Below are 14,560 nucleotides of genomic sequence, written 5' to 3'. Positions count from 1 at the left end.
CAGCCGCTATTTAGATTTCGTCAATCTGACGACGAATATCTTCTATCTTACGCGCAACAACTTTCTCTAGATGCTCAATATCATCCAGCAATTTAGCCTTACGTGTTTGCGTTGTTTTCTCAGCACTAACCAGCTGATCCAGCTCTGCTACTGCACGCAAAAAGTAAGGAGAAGACTCAGTCGTAGCAATATAAGGTACGCGCCCTTCATTCACTCGCATGTTTTTGTGCATACGCTTGAATTTAAATTTTTTGCTTTTCGTCATCCAGTCGCCTTGGTGGCGATGAAAGTAAATCTTCAGGATATCCACATCACCTTCAATACGAGACGTATAACGCTCGATATCAGAAGGTTCATCAATACCCATTTCTGTTAATGTTGGAAACTTCTCAGCTGACATATCCCTACCACCTCACTGTTTTTCTTATCAATACCAAAGTATAAAATACCATAAGAAAAAAATTCACTAAAGGAAACAAAAATCTGTATTTAAGATGTTATTTTAGACCATATAAAAAAAGCCGCTCAAGAGCGGCTTTTTAAAACAGAAAATCAGCTCGAGCTTAACGCAGACCCAAGACATCCTGCATATCAAACTGGCCTGTTGGCTGCTTTGTTAACCAAGCTGCTGCTCGTACAGCGCCCTTGGCAAAAGTCATACGACTACTCGCCTTATGGGTAATTTCGATACGTTCACCTTCAGTAGCAAACAGCACTGTATGATCGCCTACAACATCACCTGCGCGAATGGTTTCAAAGCCAATTTCTTTTTGAGTACGCGCGCCCGTCTGACCTTCACGGCCATAAACAGCACACTCTTTAAGGTCACGCCCTAGCGCATCGGCAACCACTTCACCTAAACGCAATGCGGTACCCGATGGAGAGTCCACTTTATGGCGATGGTGAGTTTCGATTACTTCAATATCGTAATCATCACCTAACGTGCGTGCTACAAGATCCAACACCTTAAAACAAACATTCACACCTACACTCATATTTGGCGCAAACATAACAGCCGTTTGCTTTGCACATTCGGCTAAATGTTGAATTTGATTATCTGATAAGCCGGTCGTGCCAATCACAATTTTTTTACCATGAGCGGCACAAAAATCTAAGTTGCTCATGGTTGTTTCTGGTGTTGTGAAGTCGATCAACAGATCAAAATCGTCTTTTGCGTCAGACAACTTATCGACTAAACGAACATCTAGCTTGCCAACACCCGCCAACTCACCAGCATCAGCTCCCACTAGCGAGCTACCCGGTTGCACAACAGCAGCACTCAACTTAACGCCTTCTGCTTGGCAAACCGCTTCGATCAAGGCTTTACCCATGCGCCCAGCGGCACCCATTACTGCAATTCTCATTATTTAACTCTCTTCTCGTGTGCCTGCGCTGAATTCTCTTCTAGAGATATTTGCTGGTTCATATTAAAGGCTGGTTTCTCACACCCCGAATCACCAACCACTCGGGCAGGAACACCAACAACGGTAGTGTGACAAGGCACATTATCTAGCACGACGCTGCCACCGCCTACTTTGGCGCCTTTACCTACTTCTATATTGCCTAAAATCTTCGCACCCGCACCAATCAATACACCTTCGCGAATCTTCGGATGACGGTCACCGCTTTCATTACCCGTTCCGCCTAGCGTTACCGACTGCAAAATAGACACATCATTCTCGATGACGCACGTTTCACCAACGACAATACCGGTAGCGTGATCAAACATCACCCCTTGACCGATACAAGCAGCAGGATGAATATCCACCTGGCACATAGTGCTAACACGACTCTGGATATATAGCGCCATTGAGCGGCGGTTCTGATGCCAAAACCAATGAGCCACACGGTGTGCCTGCAGCGCATGAAAACCCTTTAAATAAAGCAACACGGTAGAACAATGCACGACAGCAGGATCGCGCTTTCTTACCGCTATAATATCGTGACACGCCGCAGTAATTATTTGAGGGTCGGCATCCATCGCTTTTTCTAGCAACTCACGAAGCAACAATGATGACATGACATCGTCGGCTAGCTTACTTGCCAAAAGGTAGGACAGTGCTGATTTCAGATCAGAGTGATTAATAATACAAGAGTGGTAAAAGCTAGCCAGGCAAGGTTCTTTCGCTACTTCAGTTTTTGCTTCTTCCTGGATACTCAGCCACAACTTAGCTGGCTCTGTACTTAAAATCGTCATTCAATACTCCAGACAACTCGGGCCGCTAAGCGGCCCGATTACACATCAATCTTCGAAAAACTTTTTCACAGAGTCAAAGAAGGAGTGCCTCTTTGGACTATGCTTTTTTTGCCCATCTTTAGTGGCTTCCTGAAACTCACGTAACAGCTCTTTTTGACGGCTGTTCAGGCTCACAGGGGTTTCTACAACCACTTTTACCATCAAATCACCAGCACCACCACCACGCACAGGAGCCACACCCTTACCACGTAGGCGGAACAGCTTACCGGTTTGCGTTTCTGACGGTACTTTCAGTTTTACACGGCCATCTAGGGTAGGCACTTCTAACTCACCACCTAAGGCTGCATCAATAAAACTAATGGGCACTTCACAGTAAAGATGTCGACCATCACGTTCAAAAATCGCATGCTCACGCACACTTACCTGAACGTATAGATCACCGGCTGGACCACCGTGACCACCTGCTTCACCTTCACCAGACAAACGAATACGATCGCCCGTATCCACTCCGGCCGGAATTTTAACAGACAAGGTCTTCGTCTTCTCAACACGCCCTTGGCCATGACAGCTATTACAAGGGTCGCTGATAACCTTCCCTTCACCGCGACACGTAGGACAAGTCTGCTGCACAGAGAAAAACCCCTGCTGCATGCGCACCTGACCAACACCGCCACAGGTACCACAGGTTTTAGCCGACGTACCTTTTTTAGCACCCGTACCATCACACGGCTCACAAGGAACCAATGTAGGTACTTTAATGGTTTTCTCAACGCCACGGACTGCTTCTTCTAACGATAGCTCCATGGTGTAGCGTAGATCTGCACCACGCTGAACGGAGCTACGACGACCACCGCCTCCCCCGCCAAAAATATCGCCAAACACATCACCGAATACATCAGAGAAGCCGCCATCAAAACCACCGCCACGCATATTTGGATCAACCCCGGCATGGCCATACTGATCATAAGCTGCTTTTTTCTGCGCATCAGAAAGCACTTCGTAAGCTTCATTTAGCTCTTTGAATTTTTCTTCAGCAGTTTCGTCATCAGGATTACGGTCTGGGTGATACTTCATCGCCTGACGGCGAAATGCTTTTTTGATATCCCGATCGTTGGAGTTGCGGTCAACACCTAGAATTTCATAATAATCTTGCTTAGACATATCCGGGTTAATTCTCTTGCAGCGGTTAGCTCCCGCCGGGAGCCGGACACAACAACGCGGGCTAACGCCCGCGCTGTCACACTTCAGTATTTACAAGGGCAAGAAGTGTTTACTTCTTGTCATCTTTAACTTCTTCAAACTCAGCATCAACAGCGTCATCAGCAGGAGATTCTGCTTCAGCACTTGGCTGTTCAGCACCTTCGCCTTGCTGAGCAGCATCTGCATACATTTTCTCAGCGAGTGCAGAGATAACAGCAGTCAGTGCTTCAGTTTTAGCTTCGATATCAGCTTTATCATCTGCTTTTAATGACTCTTCTAAATCAGCGATCGCAGCTTCAATAGCTGTTTTCTCTTCTTCAGTTGCTTTATCGCCACCTTCTTTCAGTGTTTTCTTCGCAGAGTGAACCATTGCATCACCCTGATTACGCGCTTGAGTCAACTCTTCAAACAGCTTATCAGCATCAGCGTTAGCTTCTGCATCACGAACCATTTGTTCGATCTCTTCATCACTCAAACCAGAAGAAGCCTTGATGATAATTGACTGCTCTTTACCTGTTGCCTTGTCTTTAGCAGACACGTTTAGGATACCGTTGGCATCCAAGTCGAATGTTACTTCAACCTGAGGCACACCGCGTGGAGCAGGTGGTATATCAGCCAAGTCAAAACGACCTAGTGATTTATTCTGTGTAGCCTGTTTACGCTCACCCTGCACAACATGGATAGTTACTGCATTCTGGTTATCGTCAGCTGTAGAGAAGATCTGCGATTTCTTAGTTGGGATAGTTGTGTTCTTTTCGATCAATGCAGTAGCTACGCCACCCATAGTCTCGATACCCAACGTTAGTGGTGTAACATCCAACAATAGAACGTCTTTTACATCACCAGACAATACCGCACCCTGAATCGCTGCGCCCACGGCTACTGCTTCATCTGGGTTAACATCTTTACGTGCTTCTTTACCAAAGAAATCAGCAACAACTTGCTGAACCATAGGCATACGTGTCTGACCACCTACCAAGATAACTTCGTCGATGTCAGAAGCGCTTAGGCCTGCATCTTTCAAAGCAGTACGGCATGGGTTGATAGAGTTAGTCACTAACTCTTCTACCAAAGACTCTAACTTAGCACGCGTAATTTTAACGTTAAGGTGCTTAGGACCTGTTGCATCAGCAGTGATATATGGCAAGTTAACATCAGTGCTCTGAGCAGTAGAGAGCTCAACTTTAGCTTTTTCAGCACCTTCTTTTAGACGCTGTAGAGCTAGAGGGTCGTTATGTAGATCGATACCTGACTCTTTTTTGAACTCAGCTGCCAAATACTCGATTAGGCGCATATCGAAATCTTCACCACCAAGGAAAGTATCACCGTTAGTAGCCAATACTTCGAACTGGTGCTCACCGTCTACATCTGCAATTTCGATGATAGAGATATCAAACGTACCGCCACCTAAGTCATAAACAGCGATTGTTTTATCACCTTTAGACTGATCCATACCGTAAGCAAGTGCTGCTGCTGTTGGCTCGTTAATAATACGTTTAACGTCTAGACCTGCGATTTTACCAGCATCTTTAGTTGCCTGACGCTGAGAATCGTTAAAGTAAGCAGGAACAGTAATAACTGCGCCAGTTACTTCTTCGCCCAGATAGTCTTCAGCGGTTTTCTTCATTTTCTTCAAGATTTCAGCAGAGATCTGTGGCGGAGCCATCTTGTCATCTCGCACCTGAACCCAAGCATCGCCATTATCAGCTTCAACGATTTTATATGGAACCATGCTGATATCTTTCTGAACAACGTCATCTTTAAAACGACGGCCAATTAGACGCTTAATAGCATATAGTGTGTTATGCGGGTTAGTTACAGCCTGACGCTTTGCAGACTGACCTACCAAAATTTCATCTTCTGTATAGGCAATAATAGAAGGGGTTGTACGATCACCCTCAGCGTTTTCAATAACACGTGTTTTGTCGCCATCCAGAACTGCCACACAAGAGTTGGTAGTACCTAGATCTATACCGATAATTTTGCCCATCTTTCTTTCTCCGCTATTCATTGCTCAATTCAATGAGCTGTAAATCTGTTAAAATCTGTATGCCCTTTATATGGATACGTTTTGTACAATTTCAAGGCATTTAATGTGGTTTTTTTAACTTTTTGACACGATAACCATGGCAGGGCGAATCAAACGGCCGTTTAGGCTATAGCCTTTCTGCATAACAGCAATTACTGTATTAGGTTGCGCATCCGGCGCATCTACCATTGACATAGCCTGATGTGAAACCGGGTCAAAAGCTTCGCCTTGTGGATCAATACGATCAACATTAAATTTTGCCAAGCCCGCGATATACATGCTATGTGTCATTTCAACACCATCGCGTAATGCTTTCGTTGCTTCATCATCAGCACTACAGGTTTCTAGCGCACGCTCTAAGCTATCTACGATAGGCAGCATTTCATTCACAAATTTATCAAGAGCAAATTTGTGAGCTTTCTCAACATCCTTTTCTGCTCTACGACGAGCATTTTGAACATCAGCAGCTGAGCGCAAAACCTGCTCTTTAAGTACAGCAACCTCTGCCTGAGCTTCGGACAACTGTTTTGCTACGTCATCCGCAGCTTCGCCAGCTTGCTCATCATTGGCATCTACTGCCGCTTCTGACTCATCAAGATTTGATGCATCAAGGTTCACGTTATCCACATCTGCGGATTCAACCGTTTCATTTTGTGTCGTCTGGTCATTCGCCATGGGGCTCTCCAACTCAAGCAGCCATAAAATACTAAAAAACTAGAATGCGATCTTTATGGGGCCCCAAGCCGTAAATTCAACCCTAATTCGACTTTTTTTCAATAGGATTGATTTGACACGATTGCACCTGACGCAAAAATCGCCTATAAATAAAGTACTGTATAAATACACATGTATGGAATAATCAAAATGCTGACGCAACTGACCATCCGCAACTACGCTATTGTCGAATCGCTAGATCTTGAACTAAAGCAAGGAATGACAGTAGTCAGCGGTGAAACCGGTGCCGGAAAATCCATCATGCTAGATGCATTGGGATTAACACTTGGCTACAGAGCCGATAGCGGCAGCGTGAGACATGGAGCAGAACGGGCAGAGATTATTGCAAGCTTTAATATTGATGCGCTTCACGATGCTAAAACATGGCTCAAAGAGCAAGACCTTGATCAAGACAACGAATGCATTATCCGACGTGTAATTACGCGAGAAGGACGTTCTCGGAGCTATATTAACGGCCAACCCTGCCCACTTAATGCACTCAAAGAATTTGGTGAGCACCTTATTGCCATTCATGGACAACATGAACACCAGCGCCTTTTAAAGAAAGACCATCACCGCGAACTGGTCGATCAGTTTGCTGGCCAGATCATTCAAGCAACAAAAGTTAAGAACCTTTTCCAGCAGTGGCACAAACAACAAAAACTCCTAGACGCCCTACTTAATCAAGGAGAGGAACACCAAGCCAAAGTTCAACTCCTTAGCTACCAGTTAAACGAATTAGACCAACTAGGCATGCTTGAAGGCGAGCTAACAACCCTTGAGCAAGAACAAAAAACACTAAGCCAAGCCGGCAGCATTTTACAAAACGGGCATAAAATTCTTGAAGTCACTTGCGAAGCAGAACAAGAGAGCTGCAATCAACTATTGCATCAAGCATTACAACTACTTGCAGAATTAAACGACCAAGCACCTGCCGTTACCCAAGCAACAGAGCTCTTGAGCAGTGCTCAAATACAAATTGATGAAGCCACTCAAGAACTTCGTCACTACCTTGATCGTGTCGAAATCAGCCCAGAGCGCTTAACAGAGACAGAAGAGCGCCTCTCATGCATTTATGACATTGCTCGCAAGCACCGTGTATCACCCGAAACATTGCCCGCTTTTCATGTGCAACTAAAAACAGAGCTCGATGCTTTACAAAGTACAGACGAGACGCTTGAGCAATTCAGCATTGATGTAGATAAAATTCGCTCTGAATACACCCATGCTGCAACAAAACTCAGTGCTGTACGCCGAAAAGCAGCCAGACAGATAAACAAACAAATTAACGAACAACTACATTTACTGGGCATGACTTCAGCCAACTTCATGGCGACCCTGACAGAAACAGACGCCCCGCAAGCAAGCGGCTTAGAAGACATTGAGTTTTTAATCGCCACCAACAAAGGTCAACCCGCTCGCCCGCTCGCAAAAATAGCCTCTGGAGGTGAGCTTTCGCGCATCAGTCTTGCCATTCAGGTTATCACTGCACAAAGCTCAACAACGCCTACGCTAATCTTTGACGAAGTGGATGTTGGTATTGGTGGCGCTATAGCGGAAGTTGTCGGGCGAATGCTTCGCCAGCTGGGAGAGCGAGCACAGATAATGTGTGTAACGCATCAGCCGCAAGTAGCTTCACAAGGGCATCAACACCTATTTGTTTGCAAACGTGCCGGTAAAGAACACACACATACACACATAAATACGCTGCTAAAAAAAGAAAGAGTTCAAGAAATTGCACGCATGCTAGGTGGGATTGATGTAACTAAGCGCTCAATTGAGCATGCAAAGGAAATGTTAGGAGTCTAGCCAATAGATGGCTTAGCTAACGGCAAAAAACCAAAAAGCCGACACTGAGTCGGCTCTTTATTAATACGATTTAATCTATTTAGCAGTACAACCGTCTACACAGACACCGTAAAGATAAATTGTACGATCTGTAATAGTAAAACCTAAGTCTTTAGCAATTTCGTACTGACGATCAATCAGTTTCTGATCAACAAACTCTCGCACCTTGCCACATTTGACGCAAACAATATGGTCGTGCTCTTCAGCGCTTGCCAATTCAAAAACAGAATGCCCACCTTCAAAGTGATGACGAGTCACCAAACCTGCTGCTTCAAATTGAGTTAGCACACGATAAACTGTTGCCAAACCAACATCTTCGCCAATTTCCATCAGCAGTTTATAGATATCTTCAGCACTAAAATGATCACCCTCACCTGCTTTTTCGAGAATCTGATATATTTTAACGCGTGGCAAAGTAACTTTAAGGCCTGCCTTCCTTAATTCTTGATTTTCGACGGACATGATCTTTACTCTATTGATTCCAACAACTGGATGTTAGACTCTATTATCTTTATTTACACGTAAAAGTGGAAGTCATTTACAGATGCGAAAGTTTCTAATTAGCATTATCGCCGTAACTTTGTTATCAGGCTGCTCAGGATTTCCTGGCGTTTACAAAATTGATATCCCACAAGGGAACATCATTACACAAGAGATGGTCGACCAACTCAAGCCAGGCATGAACTATAAACAAGTTCGCTATGTGCTAGGCACTCCGCTGGTTGTTGATACTTTTAACGGCGAACGTTGGGACTATATTTCCACCTTAAAAAAAGGTGGAGAAAGCAGAACACAAGAACATCTTTCACTGTTCTTCACCGACGGACAATTAACTAACTTGTCGGGTGATTACAAACCTTCTGCAGCAGAGGCACAGCAATAATTATTGTTGCGTCTCTTGTTGTGCTTTGATTTTTGCTGCCCGTTTTGCTCTAGCCTCTTTAGGATCAGCAATCAGCGGGCGGTAGATCTCAACTCTATTTCCTTCTTTTAAAACAGTCACTTTTGGGTCTTTTATCGCTTTACCAAAAATCCCCATTGGGTCGGAATCGATATTAATCTGCGGATAAACCTCATCCACTTTCGATAGCTTTACTGCATCGTAAGCTGTAGCCCCCTCTTCAACCTTAAGCGCAATAATTTTTTGCTCGCTAGGCAAAGCAAAAGCAACTTCTACATTAATCATAGTATTACTCATAAATTGCATCGGCTCGCTGCACGAAAGCATCAACCAAGGTAGTCGCCACCTGGTTAAACACTTTGCTCATAGCTAAATTTTTCAACTTACCTTCAAACTCAAAACCTAAGCTCAAGCTCACTTTACACGCTTCGTCACTTAACGCCTCAAAAGTCCAATGCCCAGATAATTGTGAGAAGGGCCCTTCTACAAGCTCAAGCTCAATTTTTTTAGGCCGAACTAAGCTGTTATGCGTCGTAAAACTATATTTCAAACCCGCTTTTGCTAAATAAAGCGTGGCCTCCATCTGCTGCTCATCTTCAAAGAGAAGTTCAGTATTGGCACACCAGGGTAAAAAATCCGGATATGCCAACACATCATTCACTATATCGAACATCTGCTGGGCGCTATGCAGCACTAATGCACTGCGATTAACTTGCGTCATGTTTTAACTTTCCACTCTACACGGCAAACTTATTGTACAAATTTAGAGCAAAAATTGCTGCAACCGCAACCGGAGCAACGTAACGAATAGCAAAATACCATGCAGAAAACCAAAAACCCTGCATAGCCAACTCATCCTGCAATGCATACTGTTTAACTTTCCAGCCCGCAAAAATAGCAATAAACAAGCCACCCAACGGCAACATAATATTAGCCGTTGCAAAGTCCATAAGATCAAAGAAGGTCATACCTGCTACTTTGAAATCAGACATAAAGTTGAACGACCCCAAGCACGCCACACCCAGCGTCCACACTAAAACACCTAATGCAGTACAGGCAGGAAGACGCTTGATCTTAAATTTCTCGACCATCCATGCAACCGCAGGCTCCATCAACGAAATAGCGGATGTCCATGCAGCAACGGCAATAAGCACAAAGAACAAGAAGCCAAAGATATGCCCGCCTGGCATCTGCCCAAAGGCAACAGGCAAGGTAATAAACATCAAACCAGGACCAGCACCAGGATCTAACTGATTAGCAAATACGATAGGGAAAATTGCTAAACCCGCTACCAAAGCAACCAATGTATCCAAGAGTGCGATCATCACAACCGTACCACCAATACTGGCTTTTTTCGGCATATAAGAGCCATAAGCCATAATTGACCCCATACCCAACGACAAGGTAAAGAAAGAGTGCCCTAGTGCGACAAGCACAGAGTCCCAGGTGAGCTGGGAAGGATCAAAATGAAACAAGAAATCAAAGCCCTGCTCAAATGCACCCGAGGTCATAGAGTAAGCTAATAGAATAAACAACAGCACAAACAATGCGGGCATCATGATACGTGTAGCACGCTCCAAGCCTTTATTCACACCGCCAGCAACAACAGCCATCACCATGACAACGAAGACACTGTGCCAAATTAGTAGCGTTTCAAAGTCGCCTAATAACGTTTCGAAGCGCTTACCGGCCATCTCGCTACCGATATCAATAAAGTCGCCATTAGCCATCCCGGTCACGTAGTAAAGCACCCAGCCGGCAACTACAGAATAGAAAGAGAAAATCATGACACCAGCCAACGCGCCCATCCAACCAGCTAAGGACCACTTGGTTGTGAGCCCCGATTCAACAGCTAAGTCTTTCATCGAGTTAATAGGGCTTTGTCTACCACGGCGACCGATCAATACTTCTGACACCATGATAGGAATACCTACCATCAAGATACACACGAGATAAACCAGTACAAAGGCCCCACCACCATTCTCACCGGTGATGTAAGGAAACTTCCAAATATTACCTAAACCAACTGCAGATCCGGTTGCTGCCAAGATAAAAACCCAACGGTTTGACCAAGCACCATGAATTGATAATTTTTCTTGCATACGTTTCTCGAGTATATTTTCTTTGCTATTAGTATAAATAAGCGCGCATTGTTCCCTTTCTTTGCGGCGTTGACAACTTTAGTCGCAGCAAATTTGCAAAATCCTTCACTAAATAATCAATAAATAAGGACTAAGCAGCTTCCTACCAACCCTCTCCATCGCTATAATCGCGCACTATGGCTAAACAGAAGAAAGTAAAAAATACGAGTAGCACCATCTGCCTCAACAAACGTGCTCGATATGAATACCATATCGAGGACAAATTGGAAGCAGGCGTTTCACTTGCCGGCTGGGAAGTAAAAAGCCTTCGAGACGGCCGTGGACAGCTCGTCGATTCATACGTCCTGATCAAGGATGGCGAAGCATGGCTTGTGGGTGCCAACATCTCCCCTTTATCACAAGCATGCACCCACTTTGTCACTGAACCGCGTCGTGACCGCAAACTATTATTGCACCGCCGCCAGATAGACAGACTCACTGAAGAGGTTGAAGCAAAAGGCTATAGCTGCGTTGCTTTAGGCCTTTACTGGAAGACTGGCCGCGTAAAATGCGAAATTGCCTTAGTAAAAGGTAAAAAATTGCATGATAAGCGCGAGACTGAAAAGAACCGTGATTGGGATCGCCAAAAACAACGCATCATGGCGGAACGTTAAAACAGGTACGAAACTTCTTTCTTTTCATACACACGAACCGCTATAATCCCCGCTACTTGGGGGTGACATGGCTTCGACGCTGATTACAAAACCTTAAGTGCATGCCGTGAGTGTAGTGAATCACGTAAATCAATTACTACACAGTTATAGTTGCTAACGACGATAACTACGCTCTAGCAGCCTAAGGGCCGCTAGCGCCGCACTCAAAGGTGTCTGTAACTTAGAGGTTCGCGGTGTCATTTGAGACAGAACCGCCCGGATGCTTCGCCTTAAGCTGAACGGTTAAAACTAAAAAGGCTCGCCCTAAACGCCCTGACCCTCGGGCCGTGGTGGGTTAACTTAATAGAGGTGTCTATGCATGTAGACCTTATGGCGGCGGATTGGCGGACGCGGGTTCGAAACCCGCCACCTCCACCAAAACATAATGATAAGGGCCTGTTTTTACAGGCCTTTTTCATGTCTGGCGTTTAAGAATTACTGCATGTGTCGAAAAAGTGTCGAAACTAATAATTAGATCGTGCTGAATAACATCGTTTATCTAGCTCTGAGATGGAGTAAAGCCTTCAGCCTCAAGACTTCTCATCACTCCACGTAACAAGGCGTTATTCATAAACTGAATTATGTATGACCTTGCCCCAGGTCTAGAAGGCTGAATCATTCCTGCATCAGTTAATTTGCCGATTAAATAAGTTCTTTGCCTAGCAGACAGGCTAGGCATTACATCAGAAAGGTCTCCTGCTTTAAACTCTCCCTTCTCCAATGCAAAACGCAAGATTATCTCTTCTTCTGTGTTGATCAAGCCCCGGTTTTTAGCCAAATCTATAGCTGGTAATAGAATCTTATTTTTCAGATAAGCATAATCCGTAAGACGATCTACTTTGTATAACTCATCCCGTATACCTGACAACACATAACTACACCAAGACTGAATGCCTTTGTCCGTTCCCTGGTCAGCTAACTCCAAGTTACGGTAGTACTCTTCCCGATCATTACAAAATACAGCTGTCGGATTTAAAACTCGCCCGCCAGTTTGAACATTAAACCCATACTTAATTAATAATGCATACGTCAACAAACGCACTACTCGACCATTCCCGTTTCCATAGGGATGTATCCAACAGAACCTATGGTGAGCAATTGCGGTCTTTAACAAATCATATTTTGCTGGCCCTTCAGCATTAATAAAATTAACCAATTCATCCATATACGGTTGGACATGTGTAATATCTGGAGGCGTATGCTTTGATCCAGAAATAGATACGTTATGCTGTCTATACGCTCCTGGAGTATCATCACCTTCTTTCTTCAGGCCTTTAACGGTCAAATGATGCAGCTCTTTGATAAATGTATGTGTAATCTCTGAGCTTTCGGACAAACACTCTTCCACATAACTCATAGCTTCTTCTAAGTTCTTGATCTCTTGAATATCTTCGCTAGGAGCACTTTCACTACTTATCTTATTTTCAACATAATCAGCAAGAGTCGTATGATTACCCTCTATTCGCGCAGAACCAAGGCTTTCTAGTAAATGAAAAACCATTTTCAACTGAAAAAATATTGGTGCCGGTGTGTCTCCTCTCAATTGAAGGCGCCTTAAATGCTCAAGCTCTAGAACTACATCAATTAGAGAAGAATCAAAATCAGGCTTAACAACGACTAAATCAAAATGTTTAAAGGTCATACTTATCCTTGAGAACAAAACGCACACATGTACAACAATGTACGACAACATATACAAATCAACAAACAAACATCTACAAAAAAAAACAAAAACTACTTAAATAACAACATATATTTGCAACATATAGGTTGATATTATCTACATATACATTAAACCAACATGTACATTTCAACATTATGTATAAGTACACTTAAAGGATTATTAACATTACTTATATCCTATAAATTTCAAAACAACCCGATAATGCTCATCGGATTATACTTAATAGCATCGTTCAAAAAGTCGGGACATAGGTGAGCATAACGCATCGTTGTCTTAACTGATGAGTGCCCTAGAATCCTTTGTAACGTGACAATGTTCCCACCATTCATAACAAAGTGACTCGCAAAGCTATGTCGTAGTACGTGCGTTGCCTGACCTTCTGGAAGCTCGATTCCTGTTTTATCCAGGACACGCCTAAATGCACCGATAGCACTAGTAAACGGACCACACTCATTCCAATGCTTATGCAGTCTATTTGCTAGGTCTTCTGAGATAGGAACCGTTCTGGCCTTACCATTCTTTGTATCTACAAAAGTTACCTGGTTGTTTTTTACCAGTGACGGATTAAGACTTTCAGCTTCAGACCATCTAGCACCCGTTGAAAGACAGATTTCTATCAATAACTGCAAATGTGGATTCTTGCTGTAATTAGACCTTTCGTTTACCGCAGCAAACAATTCATTAATCTCTTCCTTATTTAACCAGGTAAGTTCCCTTTCAGGGACTTTCAAAGGCCTGACCTTCTCTAGAGGGTTCGCATAGTTCAATTGCTCTAGCGCTATCAGCTCATTAAACACAGCTCTTATATATGTGAGCTCGTTGTTGAGTGTTTTTGGTTTCAAACCTAGATTGGTTCGTTGATTTCTATACAACAAAAAAATTGCAGACGTTAACCTGGAAGCAATGGGATTACCTAAAGCATTACTCAATCTAACCAGTGCCTGGAATCGACGAGAACCATCTTTAAGCGTATGCCCGTGTAGCTGATACCAGAGATCGACGATATCGACTAATGAACGCTTATCTGAATTAGGATTTACCCATTCATCATTATTAGAGAATTTCGCTAATATGAGTGCTTCATAACGTTTACAGTCAGCCTTAGTATCAAACGTTTTACGAAACCGCTTACCTTTAACTGGTTCGATATCAACTAGCCACCGGCCATTAGTTTTTTGCTTAATCATCGATTC

At 43.8% G+C, this 14,560-nt stretch carries 15 protein-coding genes and 1 other RNA gene; 4 read left to right on the top strand and 12 right to left on the bottom strand.

Annotated features, from left to right (window positions below; genetic code table 11):
• Window positions 1-10: 10 nt before the first annotated feature.
• From G511_RS0101270 to grpE, 6 genes are all read right to left on the bottom strand, one after another.
• Window positions 11-400 carry a DUF3461 family protein gene (locus G511_RS0101270; protein ID WP_028467994.1) on the bottom strand — a complete coding sequence of 130 codons (390 nt, stop codon included), beginning with the start codon at window positions 398-400 and terminating at the stop codon, window positions 11-13.
• A gap of 163 nt (window positions 401-563) precedes the next feature.
• Entirely contained in the window at window positions 564-1,364 is an 801-nt protein-coding gene (gene dapB / locus G511_RS0101265; protein ID WP_028467993.1) for a 4-hydroxy-tetrahydrodipicolinate reductase, read from the bottom strand.
• Window positions 1,364-2,197: a serine O-acetyltransferase gene (gene cysE, locus G511_RS21535; RefSeq protein ID WP_051221392.1), complete on the bottom strand. Its 834-nt coding sequence runs from the start codon at window positions 2,195-2,197 to the stop codon at window positions 1,364-1,366. The genes dapB and cysE overlap by 1 nt, the downstream gene beginning before the upstream one ends.
• Before the next feature lie 45 nt (window positions 2,198-2,242).
• Complete coding sequence (gene dnaJ, locus G511_RS0101255) at window positions 2,243-3,358, bottom strand: molecular chaperone DnaJ (protein WP_028467992.1); 1,116 nt, start codon at window positions 3,356-3,358, stop codon at window positions 2,243-2,245.
• Between the two features lie 109 nt (window positions 3,359-3,467).
• On the bottom strand, window positions 3,468-5,387 hold the full coding sequence (gene dnaK, locus G511_RS0101250; protein ID WP_028467991.1) for a molecular chaperone DnaK: 1,920 nt from the start codon (window positions 5,385-5,387) through the stop codon (window positions 3,468-3,470).
• Between the two features lie 114 nt (window positions 5,388-5,501).
• Window positions 5,502-6,101 (bottom strand): nucleotide exchange factor GrpE, encoded by a 600-nt coding sequence (gene grpE, locus G511_RS0101245; RefSeq protein ID WP_084628970.1) that lies wholly within the window; start codon window positions 6,099-6,101, stop codon window positions 5,502-5,504.
• A 189-nt stretch (window positions 6,102-6,290) separates the two neighbouring features.
• On the opposite strand from grpE, the gene recN reads away from it, so the two are divergent.
• Window positions 6,291-7,949 carry a DNA repair protein RecN gene (recN, locus tag G511_RS0101240; RefSeq protein WP_028467989.1) on the top strand — a complete coding sequence of 553 codons (1,659 nt, stop codon included), beginning with the start codon at window positions 6,291-6,293 and terminating at the stop codon, window positions 7,947-7,949.
• Window positions 7,950-8,024: 75 nt separating this feature from the next.
• Here recN and fur read toward each other — a convergent pair whose 3' ends face one another.
• A complete protein-coding gene (gene fur / locus G511_RS0101235; protein ID WP_028467988.1) occupies window positions 8,025-8,450 on the bottom strand; it encodes a ferric iron uptake transcriptional regulator in 426 nt (141 codons plus the stop codon).
• 82 nt (window positions 8,451-8,532) lie between these two features.
• Here fur and G511_RS0101230 point away from each other — a divergent pair, with 82 nt between their 5' ends.
• A complete protein-coding gene (locus G511_RS0101230) occupies window positions 8,533-8,871 on the top strand; it encodes an outer membrane protein assembly factor BamE (protein WP_028467987.1) in 339 nt (112 codons plus the stop codon).
• Here the strand turns inward: G511_RS0101230 and G511_RS0101225 are convergent, their stop codons facing one another.
• From G511_RS0101225 to G511_RS0101215, 3 genes are read right to left on the bottom strand one after another with little or no spacing between them, the layout of a single operon-like run.
• Window positions 8,872-9,174, bottom strand: coding sequence for an RnfH family protein (locus G511_RS0101225; RefSeq protein WP_036550829.1), 303 nt, complete (start codon window positions 9,172-9,174; stop codon window positions 8,872-8,874).
• 4 nt (window positions 9,175-9,178) lie between these two features.
• Window positions 9,179-9,610, bottom strand: a complete 432-nt coding sequence (locus tag G511_RS0101220) for a type II toxin-antitoxin system RatA family toxin (RefSeq protein WP_028467985.1) — start codon at window positions 9,608-9,610, stop codon at window positions 9,179-9,181.
• A gap of 16 nt (window positions 9,611-9,626) precedes the next feature.
• Window positions 9,627-10,991, bottom strand: a complete 1,365-nt coding sequence (locus G511_RS0101215) for a sodium-dependent transporter (RefSeq protein ID WP_028467984.1) — start codon at window positions 10,989-10,991, stop codon at window positions 9,627-9,629.
• Window positions 10,992-11,167: 176 nt separating this feature from the next.
• On the opposite strand from G511_RS0101215, the gene smpB reads away from it, so the two are divergent.
• Complete coding sequence (smpB, locus tag G511_RS0101210; RefSeq protein ID WP_028467983.1) at window positions 11,168-11,644, top strand: SsrA-binding protein SmpB; 477 nt, start codon at window positions 11,168-11,170, stop codon at window positions 11,642-11,644.
• A 58-nt stretch (window positions 11,645-11,702) separates the two neighbouring features.
• Window positions 11,703-12,061, top strand: a transfer-messenger RNA (tmRNA) gene (gene ssrA, locus G511_RS24095).
• 121 nt (window positions 12,062-12,182) lie between these two features.
• Here the strand turns inward: ssrA and G511_RS0101205 are convergent.
• Window positions 12,183-13,325, bottom strand: a complete 1,143-nt coding sequence (locus tag G511_RS0101205) for a Fic family protein (RefSeq protein WP_036550825.1) — start codon at window positions 13,323-13,325, stop codon at window positions 12,183-12,185.
• Between the two features lie 227 nt (window positions 13,326-13,552).
• Window positions 13,553-14,554 carry a phage integrase gene (locus G511_RS0101200; RefSeq protein ID WP_028467981.1) on the bottom strand — a complete coding sequence of 334 codons (1,002 nt, stop codon included), beginning with the start codon at window positions 14,552-14,554 and terminating at the stop codon, window positions 13,553-13,555.
• Between the last annotated feature and the right edge of the window lie 6 nt (window positions 14,555-14,560).

Origin of the sequence: Neptunomonas japonica DSM 18939 (assembly GCF_000422765.1) — a bacterium.
In the GTDB taxonomy this organism is placed as follows: domain Bacteria; phylum Pseudomonadota; class Gammaproteobacteria; order Pseudomonadales; family Balneatricaceae; genus Neptunomonas; species Neptunomonas japonica.
The sequence above is the reverse complement of the archived record's forward strand: the minus strand, read 5'-3'. Positions and strand labels throughout refer to the sequence as shown.